Raw genomic sequence first — 18814 nt, forward strand, 5'->3', positions numbered from 1 at the left:
TGAAATAGAGCTTTTTTTCATAAACCTATTTTTTGAGACTTCCCTTAGGTGAGTGCGGATGTCAGCGAACTTTTTCAAAGTTTCTAATTATAGTATTTTTTTATGAAAGCCCAAATATTATAAGAGTAAAATAGTTATTATGAGAAAGTAGAAGTAGTCTCAAGTAAAGTCAAAAAACACACGGTTATTTTTCCGTGTGTTCTTTGATATAAGCTAGTTTTTTCTCTCGGCTTTTTTTCTTAAAGAGTGCTTCGGCGCTCATGGCTTCAGGTTTGCTGGCGAAGGCTTCTGAGTAGAGGAGTTTAACTGGTAGGCGGGCTCTGGTATACTTGGCGCCTTTGCCTGAGTTATGGGTTTTGAGGCGGCGTTCGACGTCTGTGGTGTAGCCTGTATAGAGGGTGCCATCAGCACACTCAACCACATACATGTAGGCTTTGCTATCCTTTTCTGCCATCGTTTAGGACTCACTTTCAGCCTTTTTTTCCAAAGTAAATCTCATAAATTTCGTCAGTATAATCGCCATTTTCCTTATGCACAAAAAGAGGTGGGAGGATTTTCAAGCCATCTGTTGAACCGTCTTTAATGGCTTCAATTAGGAGCATATTTGCCTCACGTCCTATCTTAGGGTAGATAAACTGGATGCGTTTAGGTGCTAGATTGTACTGGCGCATGGTGTCAATGATATCCAAAAAGCGGTCAGGACGATGTACCATAGCAATGCGTCCATTAGATTTGAGGGCATGACGAGCGACCTGGAAAATTTCTTCTAAATTCGTCGTGATTTCGTGGCGGGCCAAGAGGTAATGCTCTGACAGATTTTTCTTAGACGTTTCTGTCGCCTTAAAGTAGGGAGGGTTACAGAGGATAAGGTCCACCTGAGATCGTGGGGCATGGTCAAGCAAATTTTTTAGGTCGTCATTGACAACAGTCACTTGATTCTCTAGTTGATTAAGAGTTACGGAACGCTTGGCCATATCAGCCAGGCGTTCTTGCAACTCAACCAAGGTAATCGGTGCCTCAGTGCGTGTGCTGGCAAAGAGACCCACGGCACCATTTCCGGAACAGAGGTCGACGATTAATCCCTTCTTTGGAATTTTTGGAAACCGAGAGAGGAGGACGCTATCAATAGAGTAGCTGAAGACCTCCTTATTTTGAATGATTTTCACATCTGTGGAGAAGAGCTGGTCAATGCGTTCTCCATCTTTTAAAATTGGATTTGTCATAGTTTTTATTGTAACAAAAAACAGCTCCCAAAGGAACTGTTGCGAGTGATTACTCTAGGACACCGAAGGTATATCCTTGATTTTTGAAATATTCGATAATTTGTGGAAGGGTCTGAACAGTCAGCTCCTTACCAGCAGTGTCATGCATAAGGACAACCTTAACATGACTTTCAGGGAAATACTGTTGAGAACCATCCATGTAGGCCATCATAGTTTCAGATGTGGTTGGACGAACAGAGAGTGGTTCTGCATCTCCACAGAGCATGTTCCAGTCAATCCACTGGATACCTTGATTGGCGAGAGCATGGTCAGTTGCCTCCAATCCTTGCCATGACATATGACCACCAGGGTAACGGAAAATTCTTGTTTTAAAGTCCTTACCTAGGATGGCTTGGAAATTGGCATTGGTTTGGTCAACTTCAGAAACAATTTGACTTTGGTTTGGAACACGCCCAGGATAAAGTAGGTTAAAGTTGTGGCTTAGGCTATGGTTAGCAATAGCGTGTCCTTCTGTAATTTGGCGTTTGAGGATGTCCGCATTTTCCTGACTAATGGTATTCCCAATGTGGAAGAATGTGGCATGAACACCGTATTCTTTCAAGATATCCATGACTTTTGGTGTCAAAGTAGGATCAATTCCGTCATCGAAGGTTAAAAAGACAACCTTATCGTCAACATCTTGAGATACACCACGGATAGTGTTATTAACAGCAGTAACGTCGTAGGCATAATCAGAGGCTTCAATGCTATGGTTACTACCCTTTTTGAGTTGTGTTTTGTCGTTTTCTTTAGCTTGTTCTGAAGAAGAACTTGCTCCGTTAGCTACTTGTTCAGTTTTTTCAGTCTGAGCTACTTGTTCAGCTTTAGAGCTGTGGCGTTGTGACAAGACAAAGCCTAGAATAGCCAGTACGGCCAAGTTAGCAATAATAAGGCATAGATTAAGTGCCTTCCTGTTTTTCCCTATAATCTCAATACATTTTTTCATAGTTACATTATAGCTCAAACTATTAGAAAGTGCCACAACATTTTCAATTGTTTTACAAAGAAATTCGATGAAAAAGCACTCCTTTTTTTGGTATAATAGTTAAAAAATTGTAGAAAAAGAGGTAAAAACGTGTTTTACGCTTATTTACGTGGGCTTGTTGTCTTCCTTCTATGGATTATTAATGGCAATGCCCATTATCACAATCGTGACAAGTTATTGAGTAAGGACGAGAACTATATCTTGGTAGCTCCACACCGAACTTGGTGGGACCCTGTTTATATGGCTTTCTCAGCTCGTCCTAAGCAGTTTATTTTCATGGCTAAGAAAGAACTTTTCAAGAATCGTATCTTTGGTTGGTGGATTCGTATGTGTGGTGCCTTCCCGATTGACCGTGAAAATCCTGGTCAAGAAGCTATCAAGTACCCTGTTAACATGCTTAAGAAGAGTAACCGTAGTTTGATTATGTTTCCAAGTGGTAGCCGCCATTCATCTGATGTTAAGGGTGGGGTTGCAGTTATCGCTAAGATGGCTAAGGTTAAGATTATGCCGGTTGTCTATCAAGGACCTCGTGAACTCAAGGGGCTCTTGACAGGTGAACGTGTGGATATGAACTATGGTAATCCTATTGATATTTCAGATTTGAAGCGTTTGAATGACGAAAATATCCAAGAGGTTGCTCGTCGTATCCAGTCTGAATTTGATCGCCTTGATGAGGAAGCTTTGAGCTATCAAACAGGCAAGAAACCCAATCCTTTGACTTATATTTACCGAGTACCTCTCGGTATTGTGGCTATCATTGCGGTACTTTTGACCATGGCTTTCTCATATGTAGCTAGCTTTGTTTGGTATCCTGAAAAACATCGTGCCAAAGAAACTCAGAAATAAGCTAAAAACTCTATCAGACATAGATCTGATGGAGTTTTTTACTTTTTGATGTATTTTTTAAATTTTTTACGAATAAGAAAGAAAATATATCAATTAAGGAGAATAGCGTGAAGGAAAAGATTCTAACCTATGTCAAAGATAATCGTCTGTTTGTGAGTGTCATCGCTGTACTAATGGTGATTTTTTGCTTCTTTCTATGGATGACTTGTGGTGCCGGCAACAGCATGGAGGCGGAGACGTCTTATACAGATGTGACAACATTGTCAACCTCCTCATCCAAAGAAGGGTCAAAATCACTTACTGAAGTGTCTTCTCAGTCAAAGACTGAAGAAAGTGAAAAGGATAAGTCAAAAGTAACAGTGGATGTTAAGGGGGCTGTGGCCAATCCAGGTGTTTATACTTTAAAAGCAAGCGCTAGGGTGACTGACGCCATCAAAGCCGCTGGGGGAATGACCGAGGATGCGGATGCTAAGAGTGTTAATTTAGCCGCAAGCTTGTCAGATGAAGAGGTTATCTATGTGGCAACTAAGGATGAAAACCTTTCTGTCCTTGGTCAATCAGGAACTAGTCAGGTGTCTGACAAAGGAGGGCAAACTAATGCTAAGGATGGGAAAATTAACTTAAATACAGCGACTGCAGAGGAATTGCAAACCATTTCTGGAATTGGAGCTAAGCGAGCAGAGGATATCATCGCCTATCGCGAAAGTCATGGTGGCTTTCAGTCCGTAGATGACCTGAAAAATGTTTCAGGAATTGGTGATAAAACGTTAGATAAAATCAGAGAGTCCCTCTATGTGGCTTAAAAAAGCGCCAATCAATCTTTTTTCCTTGTCTCTTTTAATAGCTGCCCTTTATTTTACGATTTTTGGCACTAATGTTTACGCTATTGGGACTTTTGTCTTTCTGATGGTCTGTTTTTTGAAGCATCATTGGAAGAATAAGACAGCCCTAAAGTTGGTGGGACTTGTAGGTAGTTTCTTTTTGGTCTACTTTTTATTCTTGCATCATAGAGCTACTATACAAGATAAACAAGCCCCTGCTGAAATCAATCAGGTGACTCTGGTTGCTGATACGCTATCGGTTAATGGTGAGCAATTATCCGCTATCGGTAAGGCCAAGGGACAAACCTATCAGGTCTTTTACCGACTCAAATCTGAGAAGGAGCAGCATTTTTTCAAGACTACTAGTCAAACGCTAGTATTAAAAGGGAAAATTACGTTAACCACAGCAACTGGTCAACGTAATTTTCAAGGGTTTAATTATCAGTCTTATCTAGCCAGTCAAGGCATTTATCGAATCGCTCAGATTGAGCGCTTGGACCAAGTGGTACCTCAAAAATCTCTATCTCCCCTAGCTTTTTTCCATCAACTGAGGAGGAGGGCTTTGGTTCATATCCAGACGCACTTTCCTAGTCCTATGAGACACTATATGACAGGCCTGCTCTTTGGGTATTTGGATAAGGAGTTCGATGAGCAGAGCCAGCTTTACACAAGTTTAGGTATTATTCATCTATTCGCACTTTCGGGGATGCAAGTGGGCTTTTTTCTGGGATGGTTTCGCTACGGTCTCCTACGCTTAGGTCTTCCTAAAGATTATCTATTTATCGTCTTGCTGCCTTTTTCCTTATGTTATGGCTTAATGACAGGATGGACAGCTTCAGTCCTACGTTCCTTGGTTCAAAGTTTGCTGGCTGAGTTTGGTATTAAAAAACTGGACAATATGGGAATAACCTTGCTTCTATTGTTTCTCTTATTACCTCATTTTCTCTTAACAGTGGGAGGTGTATTAAGTTGTTCCTATGCCTTCTTGTTGTGTTTGTTTGATTTTGAGGACTTGTCATCTTTAAAGAAATCAATCTATACGAGCTTGGTATTGAGTCTTGGGATTTTGCCCTTTCTAACTTACTATTATGGAACCTTTCAACCAGTTAGTTTAATTCTAACAGCGATTTTTTCCATAGTATTTGATAGCTTTCTCTTGCCTGTATTGACAGTATTCTTTGCCCTCTCAGGACTGGTAATCTTTTCTCAAATCAACCCACTTTTTGAATGGATGGAGTCCTTTTTGACTTGGATACAATCCTGGATAGGTCAACCTTTGATTTTAGGGAAACCTAGTTTGTTTCAGTTTGGCTTGATGATAGCTGTATTGATTTTGCTCTTTGATTTTTGGAAAAAGCCTCAGTTTAGGATTTGCCTTTTGATGATTTTTGGACTTTTGATGGTCTGGGTCAAACATCCTTTAACCAATGAGGTGACTGTGGTTGACGTGGGTCAGGGAGATAGTATTTTCCTGAGGAGTATGAAAGGCGAGACTATCCTAATTGATGTGGGTGGCAGGGTGACGTTTGGGACTAAGGAAAAATGGCAAGAGTCTAGCCAGACGAGCAATGCGGAGAAAACCTTGATTCCCTATCTAGAGGCTAGAGGAGTGTCTCAAATTGATTATCTGGTCCTGACGCATACGGACACAGACCATATTGGTGATTTGGAAGAAGTGGCCAAGTGTTTTAAGATTAAGGAAATCTGTGTCAGTCAGGGGGCTTTGACTAAGTCTAGCTTTGTTAAAAGACTTCGGACTATAAAATGCCCAGTTCACACTCTAAAGGCTGGCGACAAATTACCCATGATGGGAAGCAATCTACAGGTTCTTTATCCAAATAAAGTTGGTGATGGCGGTAACAATGATTCGATAGTTCTTTACGGAAAGCTATTAGGAAGCAGTTTTCTGTTTACCGGTGATTTGGAAAAAGAAGGAGAGGAGGAACTAATGGCCAGTTATCCAACTTTAAGGGCAAGCGTCCTAAAAGCTGGACACCACGGTTCAAAAGGTTCTTCGTCTGAAGCTTTTTTGGACCAGCTGCACCCCTCCCTGGCCCTTGTTTCAGCAGGTGAGAACAATCGTTATAAACATCCAAATGATGAAACAATAGAACGTTTTAAGCAACGCCACATTAAAATTTTACGAACAGATAAAGACGGAGCCACCCGTTTTAAGGGCTGGTTTAAATGGTCAAGTGAAACTGTCCGATAATTGTTAGAGTTCTTAATTTGTCATGCACCTCAATCTATGGTAGAATGTAAAGGCTAATATTCCAGTATAAGAAAGATTGAACAGTATGCGTAAAATTATCATCAATGGTGGTAAGAAACTTCAGGGAGAAGTTACAGTATCAGGGGCTAAAAATTCAGTTGTTGCTTTGATTCCAGCCATCATTTTATCTGATGGAGTGGTTACTCTTGATGGGGTGCCAGCAATCAGCGACGTCGATAACCTCATTGAAATTATAGAAGTAATGGGTGGTTCTGTTAAGCGTGATGGCGAAACACTTGAAATTGATCCACGAGGCGTCAAGGATATGCCAATGCCATTTGGTAAGATTAACAGCCTTCGTGCTTCTTACTATTTCTACGGTAGCTTGCTTGGACGTTACGGTCAAGCAACAGTAGGTTTGCCTGGTGGCTGTGATTTGGGACCACGTCCTATTGACCTTCACCTTAAGGCGTTTGAAGCGATGGGTGCAAGCATTTCCTATGAAGCAGAGTCTATGCGTATTGCGACTGATGCTGGTCAACGCATTAAGGGTGCTCATATCTACATGGATACGGTCAGTGTTGGAGCGACTATCAATACCATGTTGGCAGCGGCTAAGGCTGACGGTCGTACGGTTATTGAAAATGCGGCGCGTGAACCTGAGATTATTGATGTAGCAACTCTTCTTAACAATATGGGAGCGCGTGTACGTGGCGCTGGTACAGAAGTCATCACGATTGACGGTGTAGAAAGCTTACATGGCACTCGTCACCAGGTCATTCCAGACCGTATTGAAGCGGGTTCTTACATTGCTATGGCTGCGGCTATCGGTAAGGGAATTAAGGTTAAAAATGTTCTTTATGAACACCTTGAAAGTTTTATTGCTAAACTTGAAGCAATGGGTGTTCGTATGACCGTTGAAGAAGATGCCATCTTTGTGGAAGAGCAAGGTGATCTAAAACCTGTTGACATTAAGACGTCGCCTTATCCAGGTTTTGCAACAGATTTACAACAACCTATGACACCATTGTTATTGAAAGCAAGTGGTCGCGGAAAAATCATAGATACAATTTATGAAAAACGTGTGAATCACGTTCCTGAATTGGCTCGTATGGGTGCTGATATTCAAGTACTCGGTGGACAAATTGTTTACAATGGTCCAACGCAACTTTCAGGTGCACCAGTAAAAGCTAGTGATTTGCGTGCGGGTGCGGCACTTGTTACAGCGGGTCTTATGGCAGAAGGTCAAACTGAAATTACCAATATTGAGTTTATCCTTCGCGGGTATTCAAATATCATTGAGAAACTTTCTGACCTTGGTGCAGATATTCGTTTGATTGAAGATTAAGTCTAAGGTTCAACCCCTAGTGGTTGAGCCTTTTTCCATTTTTAAAACTGTGTTATAATACTATCATGGATATTTGGACTAGTCTGGGTGCTTTTGCCTTTTTTGAGTCGGAGCGCCTTTCTTTTAGACCACTCATCTTTTTGGATCGTTTTGATTTACATGAAATTGTATCAAATCCTCAGAATCTACAATTTTTCTTTCCTGCCACTCAAACACAGCATGAAACGGATTGCCTTTTGGTTCATTATTTCATGAAGGAACCTCTAGGTGTATGGGCCATTGTAGATAAAGAGTTAGATAAGATGATTGGCGTTGTTCGTTTTGAAAAGATTGATGTCCAGAAACGGACTGCAGAGCTTGGCTATTTTTTGAATGCCTCATACTGGGGGAGAGGTCTAATGACTGAGGCGGTTACCTGTCTGTCAGATTTGGCTTTGACAGCTATGGGAATGGACCGTATTATTCTTATTGCCCATTTGGAAAATAAGGCATCGATTCGTGTAGCGGAAAAATCTGGCTTTAAGCTTGTGTCCCGCTTTAAGGGAGCAGACCGATACACTCGTACCATGCGTGATTATCTCCGCTTTGAGAAGGAGGAGAACTGTGAGTAAACATCAAGAAATTCTAGATTATCTTGAGGCCTTGCCAATCGGTAAGCGTGTTAGTGTGCGTAGTATTTCGAATCACTTACAGGTTTCTGATGGAACTGCCTATCGAGCCATTAAAGAAGCTGAAAATCGAGGGCTGGTTGAGACTCGTCCTCGGAGTGGGACGGTTCGAATTGAAAAGAAAGTCCAAGTTCGCCTTGACAGGCTGACCTTTGCGGAGATTGCAGAGATTACAGAGTCTGAGGTTATCTCTGGTCATGAAGGTCTGGAACGTGTCTTCAGTAAGTTCTATATTGGAGCCATGACTATTGAGAATATCACCCGTTATTTAACCAAGGGAGACCTTCTTATTGTTGGGGACCGTGAGGATATTCAATTGCTTGCCCTAGAACACAATAATGCTATTCTAGTGACGGGGGGCTTTCAGGTTTCCAATAGGGTAAAAGAGCTTTCTCGTTTGAAGCAATTTCCAGTTATGGTAACAACTTACGATACCTTTACCGTGGCAACCATGATTAACCAGGCACTTTCGAATGTCCGCATCAAAACAGACATCAAGACTGTAGCTCAAGTCTATACCAGACGAGAAGACTACAACTACATGACTCCAGAAATGACGGTCAGGGATTTTCAGAATTTGGTTAAACGGACCAATTTGGTACGTTTTCCAATTTTATCTGAGTCTGAAAAAGTGATTGGGATTGTGACCATGCGGGATGTGTCTAATCAGCAACCGACGACCATGCTTAAGGCAATCATGACAAAGCCGACGGTGACACGACTTGAGACTAGTTTGGCAACTGTTGCCCAAAAGATGATTTTTGAAGACTTTGATATCATTCCTGTTGTGGACGAAGAAAAACATTATCTAGGTGTTATCACTCGTCGTCAGGTTTTGGAAGAACTTCAGGACAATAATCGTGGCAACTTGCACACCTTTAGTGATCAAATGATAGCTAACCTAAATCAGGACAAGCATGCTTTCAGCTTTGAGGTAGAGCCCACTATGATTGACAATTCTGGGAACCTCACTCAGGGTGTTCTTGCAGAGATGGTTAAAGAGGTTGTCTATCGTATCATGGAAAAGCAGGAGCAAAATGGTCTTGTGATTGAAGAGATGATGTTTTACTTTCTTCAGGCAGCTCAGATCGATGACAAGGTGACGATTACACCAAGTATTATCGCTGAGACCAGACGTAGAGCGCATCTGGACCTTATGGTTACTCACGGAAATCATACCGTCTGCAAATCAGTCGTTGTGGTTAAGAAAACTTAGGAACGAATAAAAAATAAAAGATATAAAGAAAACGGAGAAAACAATGATTACATTAAAATCAGCACGTGAAATTGAAGCGATGGATAGGGCAGGGGATTTTCTTGCTAGCATTCACATTGGTCTACGTGACCTCTTGAAACCAGGAGTAGACATGTGGGAAGTAGAAGAGTATGTGCGTCGTCGTTGTAAAGAAGAAAATGTTCTTCCCCTTCAGATTGGAGTTGAGGGAAGCATTATGGATTACCCTTATGCGACATGCTGTGGCCTTAATGACGAAGTGGCACATGCCTTTCCACGTCACTATATTTTGAAAGATGGTGACCTCTTGAAAGTTGATATGGTCTTGTCAGAACCTATTGATAAGTCAGTCCTTGATGTGTCAAAATTGGACTTTGACAATGTTGCTCAGGTTAAAAAATACACGGAATCATATTCTGGCGGTTTGGCTGACTCATGTTGGGCTTATGCGATTGGAACGCCATCTGACGAAGTGAAAAAACTTATGGAAGTAACACGTGAGGCTATGTACCTTGGTATTGAACAAGCGGTTGTCGGTAACCGTATCGGTGATATCGGGGCAGCTATCCAAGAATACGCTGAAAGTCGTGGTTACGGTGTTGTTCGTGATTTGGTTGGACACGGAGTTGGGCCAACAATGCACGAAGAACCAATGGTGCCAAACTATGGGGTGGCTGGACGAGGTCTCCGTCTCAAAGAAGGAATGGTTTTGACTATCGAGCCAATGATTAACACTGGTACTTGGGAAATTGATACGGACCTTGAAACGGGTTGGGCTCACAAAACTCTTGACGGTGGACTTTCTTGTCAATATGAACACCAATTTGTTATTACTAAGGATGGTCCAGTAATTTTGACTTCTCAAGGCGAAGAAAGAACTTACTAATATGAAACGACAAGGCTTAATGGCCCGTCTCTTGGATAAACTCCAGTGGCGCCCTTTGCAGGTTTATCTTAGGCATTATCGTAGTGCAGAGATAGACATTTCAACTATCGCAGTGGCTTACTATCTCATTTTGACGGTTTTTCCGCTCATTGTCATTGCGGCCAATGTCTTTCCCTATCTGAATATTGATACGACAGATCTCTTGAAGTTTATGAATGAGCATCTTCCTAAGCAGTTTTATGCACCTGCAGCCAACGTTGTTCAGGATATCTTCTCGACACCTTCTGGACAGTTGTTGGGAGTTGCCTCTTTGACGGGATTCTGGACTATGATTAAGTCCTTGTCTTCACTTCAAAAGGCGATTAACAAGGTATATGGTGCCTCAGAACATCGTGATGTCTTTATTAGTCACATTATCGGTGGTTTCATGAGTCTGGTTATTTTGTTCCTGCTCACCTTTGCACTAATGCTGTCCACAATTATTCAGTCGGTCCTTCGAGTTATCAATCAGACCTATCCTATTGGTTCCAAGATGACCCAGCTTATTCTAAATAGTATTCAACCTCTGAGTATTGCAGTTGTCTTCCTGGGAATGATGGTGCTTTATTTCGTGCTTCCAAATGTGAAGATTCGAAAAATCCGTTACGTTATGCCAGGGACTATCTTTACGACTTTAGTGATTGGTTATTTAAGTAACTTGTTTGGAACCTACGTGATTCGTACCTTGAGTCGATTAGTTGACATCAAGTTATTTGGATCCATTATGATTTTCGTCTTCATGCTTTGGTTCATCTTTTTGGCCAGGATTTTGATTTTGGGCGCCGTCTTTAATGCGACCTATCAAGAACTTAGACAAGGTGAACTAAAAAGTAGAAGAGGAGATGTGATTACTATTATTCAGAGCTTTTCTGGAGATGGTAGTGACAGCAAAAAACACAAAAAACATGAGGATGATTCCTAGATGATAAAAAGAGCTTGGTGAGATCCAGGCTCTTTTGACGGGATTATTGATTTTTCGTAACTAATAAAAAACATTGATTATGGAGGAAAAATGAAAAAACAAACTGTTCGTGATTTAACACATATTGCTATTGTGGCAGCCCTTTATGTGGTCTTGACTGTCGTGCCACCCTTTAACTTAATTTCCTACGGTCCCTACCAGTTCCGAATTGCAGAAATGTTCAATCTTTTAGGATTTTATAATCGCAAGTATATCATTGCCGTTACTTTGGGCTGTGTGATTGCTAATTTCTTTAGCTTTAACATGATTGATGTGGTTGTTGGAAGCCTATCAACATTGGTCTTTGTTGGTTCAGGCGTTTATTTCTTTGATCGTTTTAAAAACCAAGACATTTTGGGTGGCCTTTTTGACAAGGCTCATGTTTTCTTTGCCTTTTACTTCTCATTCTTCATGGTGACGATTGCGGCTGAGTTGACCCTAGTTACTCAAGCACCATTTTGGGCAACTTGGTTCACTGTTGCTATGGGAGAATTGGCTTCACTTTTGGTTGGTGCAATTCTTATTAAGAAATTGGCCAAAGTCATTGATTTTGTTTCCTAAATTAACGTCTGTAAAGGCGTTTTTTTCTGCTTTTATGTTAAAATGTTCCTATGGAAAAACGAATGAAAGAGCTGGTTGCTAAACTTAACCAGTATGCAAAAGAGTATTATACGGAAGATAATCCATCGGTGTCAGATGCAGACTATGATAAGCTCTATCGAGAGCTAGTAGCTTTGGAGGCTGAGCACCCTGAATATGTTCAAGCAGATAGTCCTACGCATCGTGTGGGAGGTCTGGTTCTTGATGGTTTTGAAAAATATCAACATGAGTATCCGCTTTATAGTTTGCAGGATGCTTTTTCACGAGAAGAACTGGATGCCTTTGATCAGAGAGTGAAGGCCGAATTTCCTAATGCTGATTATATGGCTGAACTTAAAATTGATGGTCTCTCTATCTCGCTGACCTATGTGGATGGTGTTCTCCAGGTAGGTGCTACACGTGGTGATGGTTCTATCGGTGAAAATATCACTGAAAATGTCAAGCGTATCTCAGATATTCCTCTCAAGTTGGACCAGCCGCTTAATATTACCGTTCGTGGAGAGTGCTACCTGCCACGGGCTGAGTTTGAACGCATCAACATCCAGCGTCAGGAGAATGGTGAAGCCGAATTTGCCAATCCACGTAATGCAGCAGCCGGAACCCTTCGTCAGTTGGATACTAAAGTGGTTGCAGAGCGTCGTTTAGCGACTTTCCTTTATCAGGAAGCGAGTCCAACGGAGCGTCTCACACAAAATGATGTCTTGAATGAAGTGGCAGAACTAGGTTTCTCTGTTAATCCACGACGTATTGTCACATCATCGATGGATGAGATTTGGGACTTTATTCAAGCTGTTGGACAGGATCGCGATGACTTGGCTTATGATATTGATGGTGTTGTTATCAAAGTCAATAGTTTGGCTATGCAAGAAGAGCTAGGTTTTACAGTTAAGGCACCACGTTGGGCCATTGCTTATAAATTCCCTGCTGAGGAAAAGGAAGCAGAACTTCTCTCAGTGGACTGGCAGGTAGGTCGTACGGGTGTAGTAACGCCGACTGCTAATTTAACTCCAGTGCAATTAGCAGGGACAACGGTTAGTCGTGCTACTCTTCATAATGTGGATTATATTGCTGAAAAAGACATTCGTATCGGGGATACCGTTATTGTCTACAAAGCTGGTGATATTATCCCTGCAGTACTTCGTGTAGTAGAAAGCAAGCGTACAACGCAAGAACCGATGGAAGTACCGACGCAATGTCCATCTTGTGGCAGTGGTCTCTTACATTTTGAAGATGAAGTTGCCCTACGTTGTATTAATCCTTCTTGTCCTGCTCAGATTAAGGAAGGCCTCATCCATTTTGCCTCTCGTGATGCCATGAACATCGCAGGTATGGGACCTTCAGTGGTTGAAAAGCTCTTTAAAGCTGAATTGGTTAAAGATGTAGCTGATATCTATGGCTTGAACAGTCAGGATTTTCTCCATTTGGAAGGTTTCAAGGAAAAGTCTGCTGAGAAACTTTATGCAGCCATTCAAGCCTCAAAAGAAAATTCTGCAGAGAAATTGCTCTATGGTTTGGGTATTCGTCATGTCGGTGCCAAAGTTAGTAAGCAGTTGCTAGAAGCATTTGGAAGTATACAAGAGTTAGCAAGCGCAGATGTCGAGGCAATTGCTGCTGTAGATGGTTTAGGAGAGGTTATTGCCAAGTCCATCCAGCGTTATTTTGCCAAGGAAGAAGCTCAGGTTCTTCTTAAAGAACTGGAAACCTATGGGGTTAATTTGTCCTACCTTGGGCAAAAGGTAGCAGATGATGCCATCCTATCTGGAAAGACAGTTGTTTTGACAGGAAAATTGGAGCATCTTAAACGTAGTGAAGCAAAGGCAAAACTTGAAGCTCTGGGTGCTAAGGTGACAGGTTCTGTCTCTAAGAAAACAGATTTAGTAGTTGCTGGTAGTGATGCCGGAAGTAAGTTGGAAAAAGCACAAAGCCTAGGAATTGAAGTAAAAGATGAGGCTTGGTTGCTGGATTTATAGGAGTTCAATATGAAACAAAAACGTGCCCGCTTAATTTATAATCCAACATCTGGACAAGAAATTATGAAAAAAAATGTTGCCGAGGTCTTGGATATTCTGGAAGGCGCTGGCTTTGAAGCATCAGCCTTTCAAACAACACCAGATGAGAACTCAGCAAAAAATGAGGCCACTCGTGCGGCTAAAGCAGGCTTTGACTTAGTCATTGCTGCAGGTGGCGATGGAACAATCAATGAGGTTGTTTCTGGGATTGCCCCACTCAAAAATCGCCCACAAATGGCGGTTATTCCAACGGGGACAACAAATGACTTTGCACGCGCTTTAAAGATTCCAAGAGGAAATCCTGTTGAAGCAGCCAAGGTTATTGCTAAAAATCAAACCCTTCTGATGGATATTGGCCGTGCCTATGATGACAAATACTTCATCAATATTGCGGCTGCTGGTTCCTTTACGGAACTAACCTATAGTGTACCTAGTCGCTTAAAGACAGTACTTGGTTATTTGGCCTACCTTGTTAAGGGGGCAGAGTTGTTGCCACAGGTAAAGAAGGTTCCTGTTCGTATTACGCATGATGAGGGTGTTTTTGAAGGTGGTCTTTCCATGATTTTCGTTGCCTTGACCAATTCAGTTGGTGGCTTTGAAACGATTGCCCCAGATGCTAAACTGGATGATGGTAAATTTACTCTAATCATGGTTAAGACTGCTAACCTCTTTGAATTGGTTGACCTCATTCGTCAAATTCTCCAAGGTGGTAAACACATCTATGACAAGAGAATTTCCTATATCAAAACGAGCTCGCTGTATATTGAGCCTTTAAGTGATGATCGTATGATGATTAACCTCGATGGCGAATACGGTGGTGATGCACCAATTCATCTCCAAAATCTGAAGAATCATATTGAATTTTATGCAAATATTGATGAGATTTCTGATGATGCCATCACTCTTCCAGATACAGACGAATTAGCTCTTGAAGCCATCGCACAAAAATTCAGTACAGAAGCTGAAAAAATTGAGAATGACTAATGTTAAACCTTTAAGCAACCTAAGATAGGTTGCTTTTTAAGTATATTTGTAGAAAATGACGCTTTCATTTGTTACAATAGAAAAAACTGGGAAATTGTTATATAGAATATTTAGAGGAGTAGAGGTTTAATAAAGAGAATGAACATTATTTAAGTGATGATCATCTAAAGAATGGTGATCAGGCTTTCGAGTCGGCTTTTCGTAATAAAGGGCCAGAGTTTGAATCTGCTTTTCAGGAGGAAAAAGCTGAGAAGCGACATTTCTTTTTGACCCTTGCTTTGCCATTGATACTCTTAGGTGTGAGCTAGGGCTCGGTCTTGTTATCCTGGGAGTATAAGCCGATAATTGTGTATCTGGCTGTAATTGTGGCATGTTTTGTCCTTGCTATCATTCTCTTTAGAATGGGACAGAAGCTAGGTAGATTTCTCTTCACCGCAATCGTGGTTGGCTTGATTGGACTATCCTTCTTTGCCACTTTAGGTGGTTCTGTCTATCGAGGGGCTATGAAAAAATACAGGTTGATTCAGCAGGTGTCTCAGTCAGATCTTGATGAAGATAAACCAGATAGCGATGATCCCAAAGATTACGAAGATGAGTCTGCAATTTATAACTGGACGGAAGAAGATTTTGAAAATCTGAAACCCAAGGCTGATACCTTACGTTCGATTATTAAAAGTCATGGTAAGGGGAATTATGTCGAGATGGAGTCTAGTGGTCTCAAGGTGAGATATGACCGTGGAGATGGCAATGAGTATATTAATCTCTCTTTTGTGAAGGACGAAAAGGGACGCTTTGTCTATGATGGCGGAACAGCGACTTATCCAGTTGATGGCGTTACGGTAGTTGATAATTATAGTAGTGACTGGACAATAGAACAGCTTAACCGGTTACGCACTAAAGACCAAGACTATCTTGGTCCAGCAACAGCCTTGTCTGAGGTGGTGAGGGAACACCCTCAGGCGGACAGTGCTCAGAGGCGCATAGCGTGCACTCTTCAGGAGCTATGCATAAGACAGTTGATCTTGATTATACTGACCAGAATAGCTCTATTGAGAGAGCACAATTGTTAAGACTATCTTTTGAGTATAACGAAAAGAAAAAGGACTATTATTTGAGCTATAATTCTGTGGCTCGTCGCTACTGGGGATGACTATCTATGATAATGAATAACTAGACAGCAATTTTTTTAGTAATAAGAGATTCAATTATAAAGGGGGATTTTATAATGACAGCATCAAAAACCAAACGTCTCTTGTATTTTATGTCCGAATTGGAAAAGGGAAATGACATTTCAAAAACGGACTACCTTGCTCGCTTTGGCATAAGTGAGCGTACTCTTAAAGAGGATGTGAGTGAGCTCAAGGATAATTTGACTGAGCTCCGTCCTAATATGAAAGTGAAGTATTCTAGAAAATATGGTTCCTACCATGCTGAGTATGAACAAGGTTATGGTAACCTTAAATACAATCAGGCAGTTATCCTATCTAAGATTCTTTTAGAGAGTCGTGCCCTTCGAAAGGATGAAGTAGCAGAGATAATCAACATCTTTGTTGAGAGGGCTGTAGACGACAAAGAGCGCAGACGTATCAAGCGATTGACTGAGCTAGAACTAGATAGTTATCAAGAACTTAAGATTTATCAGGAACAAGATAAGTCACTCTTACCAGCTATTTCAGCCATTTTCGATGCTATTGTGGACCAACGTCCATTGTCATTTAGCTACCGTAAGCCAGGTGAAAAAGTGGAGGAGTATAAGGTCTTTCCAATTTCAGTCATTTTTGACAACCACTATTTCTACTGTATTTCTTACAAATTGGATGAGAACTTTACTTGTGATTACAAGTTCTCTGAAATATGTTATTTCCGTGTCGATCGTTTTCAGACCATTCATAAATCTGAAAATGACGTCGCCTTCACGCTTAGTCCAGAACAAGAAGCCCGTCTCATTACAGATGAGCAGGTGCGTTACCAAGCTTTCTCAATGCTTTCTGGTAACGAATGGGCTCGAATTACCTTTGAGTATAAAGGTCTCTACCGTGATGTCTTGGAGTCTGATATTCCAAAACTGAAATTGCTAGAGGAAAGCACTAGTGAAGGTGTTGATCAGGTCCGTTATGAGATTGAAACCTTTAGTTTATTAGGCTTTCAAAAGTATATTCAACGCTTTGATGGAGATTTTGTTTTCCTTAAGATTGAAGCAATGGATAATTAATGAAAAAGGCATTCGTTTATCCGAATGTCTTTTCAAATCTGACAAAAATAGTATAATTGTGTTAAAATAGGAATACGGAAGCGTTATCATTTCCAAAAGGAGGGAAAATATGAAAGAAAAGAAAAAAGAAATGCAAAGACAAGTCTTGACTCTTTTAGGAATCTTGATTTTTGCTTTTGTCAATGTGTTTATCTTTGATAATAAGATGGGCGCTGGTTTTTCTGCCTTCTCAACTATCACCCTGATGAGTATTGGACTCTTATCTAAGCGCACCAGTCTGCGAGTTTTGGCCATTATTTCCTATCTCATCAATGTGGTAGCAGCCGTTTTTGGCTTCAACTACGTTGGTTTTCTAACAGCAGTTCAAGCCATTGAACTTATCTTCGTTATCTGGTATCTTTACCCACGTGACACGTTTTTGAGGCGAGATACAACTGATAAATACACTTACCGCTATCGTTGGATTCATTTGCTCTTAACGGTTTTAATCTCAATTGGAGGTTATATCGTTTTTACAGTTGTTTCTAGTATTTGGAATGGTTCCTTCCTAGAATACGGTGGGAACACAGCTCTCATCTTTGCCATGCAATATTTACTCTTTTTGAGTATTACCAAGTCAAGGGAAGATGAACCGACCAAGGTTGCTCATTTGTTCCAAAAGGAACGCCGTACTAAGGAAATGAAAGCAGCAATAGAGGCTGAACGCCAAGCCAAAGAAAGAGCACTTGCACAAGCTTTCGAGGTACCTTTAAAGGCACCTAGTCAAACGGCTGCAAAATTTGGTAACAACATGATCAAATTTGCATCTGTCTGGCTTTTGGTGATGGATATGTCCATCTTGGCTTATTTCTTCCGTCCAAATGATGTTGGCTTCGGCTTTGGTGCCTTCTTTGTACTCTTGACCATTGTCTTGTCCTTGATTTTCAAATCTGAGGAAGACAAGGAGGACGTTTTCTCTATCATCTATCATAAGGTCCGTCCTATTCAACCTATTTTCTTCATTTTACTTTTGATTGCCCATGCGCATAAGTTCAGCTACGGGGCTGCTTACGCTCTCTTATTCTCAGCTGCTTATTTCTTCTGGGCTATCAATAAAATAAATATGAAGACCCTCTTGACCTTTACAGTCATCATTTATTTCTTCCCAGTCTTTGGTTATCTCTCTAACCCATACCGTCTGGGTGCTGAAAATCTTAAGATGGTAGGTGAACTGGTGACAGATCGTGAGAAGTCTAATACCTTCTATCTCGGTCATTATTGGTCACTTCTAGGTCTACAGAGTGATGGTGAATATGAAGGAGTCCCTACTTCTTGGCAGGCTGCTAAGTTCGCTGACATTCAGACATTCTCTGATGACAGTGATATTACTTCAGGTGTTATCCAAGTGAATAGTCACAATGATTATGATTATGATTTACATTTAAGAAATAACAAGGGCACCATTGAAGTCACAACTGGCTCTGGAAAAGATAAGAAAGAATACCAGTTCACTGACTTTGCCAGAACTTATTATCGATATGAAAAATTGAAAAAAACGGATAACCAAAAGCGTTATAAAGATTTTTACAAGGTAGGTACTGTTTCGACTGAGTTGGGAACTTATAATCTTTACCTCGAAATGAATCAAGATTGGGTTGATGAGTATCAAAAAGATCCTACTAATGTTGACTACCGTTTGCTTATCTCTGGTGACAAATTGACACCAAGAGAAGCTTACGAAAAAGCTTTTGATTACTAAAAAAATATC

General features: G+C 41.0%; 18 protein-coding genes. 14 read left to right on the forward strand and 4 right to left on the reverse strand.

Going from position 1 to position 18814, the window contains the following annotated elements:
- Positions 1-184: 184 nt before the first annotated feature.
- The 3 genes from PCY16_RS05225 to PCY16_RS05235 are packed head-to-tail and all read right to left on the reverse strand — an operon-like array spanning position 185 to position 2208.
- Positions 185-454 (reverse strand): GIY-YIG nuclease family protein, encoded by a 270-nt coding sequence (locus tag PCY16_RS05225; protein ID WP_073688086.1) that lies wholly within the window; start codon positions 452-454, stop codon positions 185-187.
- Between the two features lie 16 nt (positions 455-470).
- Positions 471-1223, reverse strand: a complete 753-nt coding sequence (locus PCY16_RS05230; protein ID WP_195413449.1) for a tRNA1(Val) (adenine(37)-N6)-methyltransferase — start codon at positions 1221-1223, stop codon at positions 471-473.
- Between the two features lie 49 nt (positions 1224-1272).
- Positions 1273-2208, reverse strand: coding sequence for a polysaccharide deacetylase family protein (locus PCY16_RS05235; protein WP_060971760.1), 936 nt, complete (start codon positions 2206-2208; stop codon positions 1273-1275).
- A 129-nt stretch (positions 2209-2337) separates the two neighbouring features.
- Between PCY16_RS05235 and PCY16_RS05240 the strand changes: the two genes are divergently transcribed.
- The 11 genes from PCY16_RS05240 (at position 2338) to PCY16_RS05290 (ending at position 14855) form a co-directional block, all read left to right on the forward strand.
- Entirely contained in the window at positions 2338-3093 is a 756-nt protein-coding gene (locus PCY16_RS05240; protein WP_195413450.1) for a 1-acyl-sn-glycerol-3-phosphate acyltransferase, read from the forward strand.
- 107 nt (positions 3094-3200) lie between these two features.
- A complete protein-coding gene (locus tag PCY16_RS05245) occupies positions 3201-3896 on the forward strand; it encodes a helix-hairpin-helix domain-containing protein (RefSeq protein ID WP_060971747.1) in 696 nt (231 codons plus the stop codon).
- Complete coding sequence (locus PCY16_RS05250) at positions 3886-6126, forward strand: DNA internalization-related competence protein ComEC/Rec2 (RefSeq protein ID WP_195413451.1); 2241 nt, start codon at positions 3886-3888, stop codon at positions 6124-6126. The genes PCY16_RS05245 and PCY16_RS05250 overlap by 11 nt, the downstream gene beginning before the upstream one ends.
- Positions 6127-6211: 85 nt before the next feature.
- Positions 6212-7474 (forward strand): UDP-N-acetylglucosamine 1-carboxyvinyltransferase, encoded by a 1263-nt coding sequence (locus PCY16_RS05255; protein WP_021143745.1) that lies wholly within the window; start codon positions 6212-6214, stop codon positions 7472-7474.
- A gap of 65 nt (positions 7475-7539) precedes the next feature.
- Complete coding sequence (locus PCY16_RS05260; protein WP_013991031.1) at positions 7540-8085, forward strand: GNAT family N-acetyltransferase; 546 nt, start codon at positions 7540-7542, stop codon at positions 8083-8085.
- Positions 8078-9358, forward strand: a complete 1281-nt coding sequence (gene spxR, locus PCY16_RS05265) for a CBS-HotDog domain-containing transcription factor SpxR (RefSeq protein ID WP_195413452.1) — start codon at positions 8078-8080, stop codon at positions 9356-9358. The genes PCY16_RS05260 and spxR overlap by 8 nt, the downstream gene beginning before the upstream one ends.
- A gap of 43 nt (positions 9359-9401) precedes the next feature.
- A complete protein-coding gene (locus PCY16_RS05270; protein ID WP_004183173.1) occupies positions 9402-10262 on the forward strand; it encodes a methionyl aminopeptidase in 861 nt (286 codons plus the stop codon).
- Position 10263: 1 nt separating this feature from the next.
- The gene (locus PCY16_RS05275) at positions 10264-11223 is read left to right on the forward strand and encodes a YihY/virulence factor BrkB family protein (protein ID WP_013991030.1); all 960 of its coding nucleotides are present in this window, start codon (positions 10264-10266) and stop codon (positions 11221-11223) included.
- A 90-nt stretch (positions 11224-11313) separates the two neighbouring features.
- Positions 11314-11823 (forward strand): QueT transporter family protein, encoded by a 510-nt coding sequence (locus PCY16_RS05280; RefSeq protein ID WP_002891556.1) that lies wholly within the window; start codon positions 11314-11316, stop codon positions 11821-11823.
- 50 nt (positions 11824-11873) lie between these two features.
- Positions 11874-13832 carry an NAD-dependent DNA ligase LigA gene (gene ligA, locus PCY16_RS05285; protein ID WP_080610786.1) on the forward strand — a complete coding sequence of 653 codons (1959 nt, stop codon included), beginning with the start codon at positions 11874-11876 and terminating at the stop codon, positions 13830-13832.
- 9 nt (positions 13833-13841) lie between these two features.
- The gene (locus PCY16_RS05290; protein WP_195413453.1) at positions 13842-14855 is read left to right on the forward strand and encodes a diacylglycerol kinase; all 1014 of its coding nucleotides are present in this window, start codon (positions 13842-13844) and stop codon (positions 14853-14855) included.
- Between the two features lie 126 nt (positions 14856-14981).
- On the opposite strand, the gene PCY16_RS05295 is transcribed toward PCY16_RS05290, so the two are convergent.
- On the reverse strand, positions 14982-15140 hold the full coding sequence (locus PCY16_RS05295; protein WP_229056615.1) for a hypothetical protein: 159 nt from the start codon (positions 15138-15140) through the stop codon (positions 14982-14984).
- A gap of 116 nt (positions 15141-15256) precedes the next feature.
- Between PCY16_RS05295 and PCY16_RS05300 the strand changes: the two genes are divergently transcribed.
- The 3 genes from PCY16_RS05300 (at position 15257) to PCY16_RS05310 (ending at position 18805) form a co-directional block, all read left to right on the forward strand.
- Complete coding sequence (locus PCY16_RS05300; protein WP_229056616.1) at positions 15257-15925, forward strand: hypothetical protein; 669 nt, start codon at positions 15257-15259, stop codon at positions 15923-15925.
- 155 nt (positions 15926-16080) lie between these two features.
- Complete coding sequence (locus tag PCY16_RS05305) at positions 16081-17067, forward strand: YafY family protein (RefSeq protein ID WP_195413454.1); 987 nt, start codon at positions 16081-16083, stop codon at positions 17065-17067.
- 109 nt (positions 17068-17176) lie between these two features.
- Positions 17177-18805 (forward strand): hypothetical protein, encoded by a 1629-nt coding sequence (locus PCY16_RS05310; protein ID WP_195413455.1) that lies wholly within the window; start codon positions 17177-17179, stop codon positions 18803-18805.
- The last annotated feature ends 9 nt before the right edge of the window (positions 18806-18814 follow it).

Source organism: Streptococcus sp. SS4 (assembly GCF_030440125.1).
GTDB lineage: Bacteria > Bacillota > Bacilli > Lactobacillales > Streptococcaceae > Streptococcus.

What these genes read in the sequence shown, in the direction of transcription:
- PCY16_RS05225 (WP_073688086.1), bottom strand. Translation starts at nt 454, where the DNA reads ATGGCAGAAAAGGATAGCAAAGCCTACATGTATGTGGTTGAGTGTGCT.
- PCY16_RS05230 (WP_195413449.1), bottom strand. Translation starts at nt 1,223, where the DNA reads ATGACAAATCCAATTTTAAAAGATGGAGAACGCATTGACCAGCTCTTC.
- PCY16_RS05235 (WP_060971760.1), bottom strand. Translation starts at nt 2,208, where the DNA reads ATGAAAAAATGTATTGAGATTATAGGGAAAAACAGGAAGGCACTTAAT.
- PCY16_RS05250 (WP_195413451.1), top strand. Translation starts at nt 3,886, where the DNA reads ATGTGGCTTAAAAAAGCGCCAATCAATCTTTTTTCCTTGTCTCTTTTA.
- PCY16_RS05255 (WP_021143745.1), top strand. Translation starts at nt 6,212, where the DNA reads ATGCGTAAAATTATCATCAATGGTGGTAAGAAACTTCAGGGAGAAGTT.
- PCY16_RS05260 (WP_013991031.1), top strand. Translation starts at nt 7,540, where the DNA reads ATGGATATTTGGACTAGTCTGGGTGCTTTTGCCTTTTTTGAGTCGGAG.
- PCY16_RS05270 (WP_004183173.1), top strand. Translation starts at nt 9,402, where the DNA reads ATGATTACATTAAAATCAGCACGTGAAATTGAAGCGATGGATAGGGCA.
- PCY16_RS05275 (WP_013991030.1), top strand. Translation starts at nt 10,264, where the DNA reads ATGAAACGACAAGGCTTAATGGCCCGTCTCTTGGATAAACTCCAGTGG.
- PCY16_RS05280 (WP_002891556.1), top strand. Translation starts at nt 11,314, where the DNA reads ATGAAAAAACAAACTGTTCGTGATTTAACACATATTGCTATTGTGGCA.
- ligA (WP_080610786.1), top strand. Translation starts at nt 11,874, where the DNA reads ATGGAAAAACGAATGAAAGAGCTGGTTGCTAAACTTAACCAGTATGCA.
- PCY16_RS05290 (WP_195413453.1), top strand. Translation starts at nt 13,842, where the DNA reads ATGAAACAAAAACGTGCCCGCTTAATTTATAATCCAACATCTGGACAA.
- PCY16_RS05295 (WP_229056615.1), bottom strand. Translation starts at nt 15,140, where the DNA reads ATGGCAAAGCAAGGGTCAAAAAGAAATGTCGCTTCTCAGCTTTTTCCT.
- PCY16_RS05300 (WP_229056616.1), top strand. Translation starts at nt 15,257, where the DNA reads ATGGGACAGAAGCTAGGTAGATTTCTCTTCACCGCAATCGTGGTTGGC.
- PCY16_RS05305 (WP_195413454.1), top strand. Translation starts at nt 16,081, where the DNA reads ATGACAGCATCAAAAACCAAACGTCTCTTGTATTTTATGTCCGAATTG.
- PCY16_RS05310 (WP_195413455.1), top strand. Translation starts at nt 17,177, where the DNA reads ATGAAAGAAAAGAAAAAAGAAATGCAAAGACAAGTCTTGACTCTTTTA.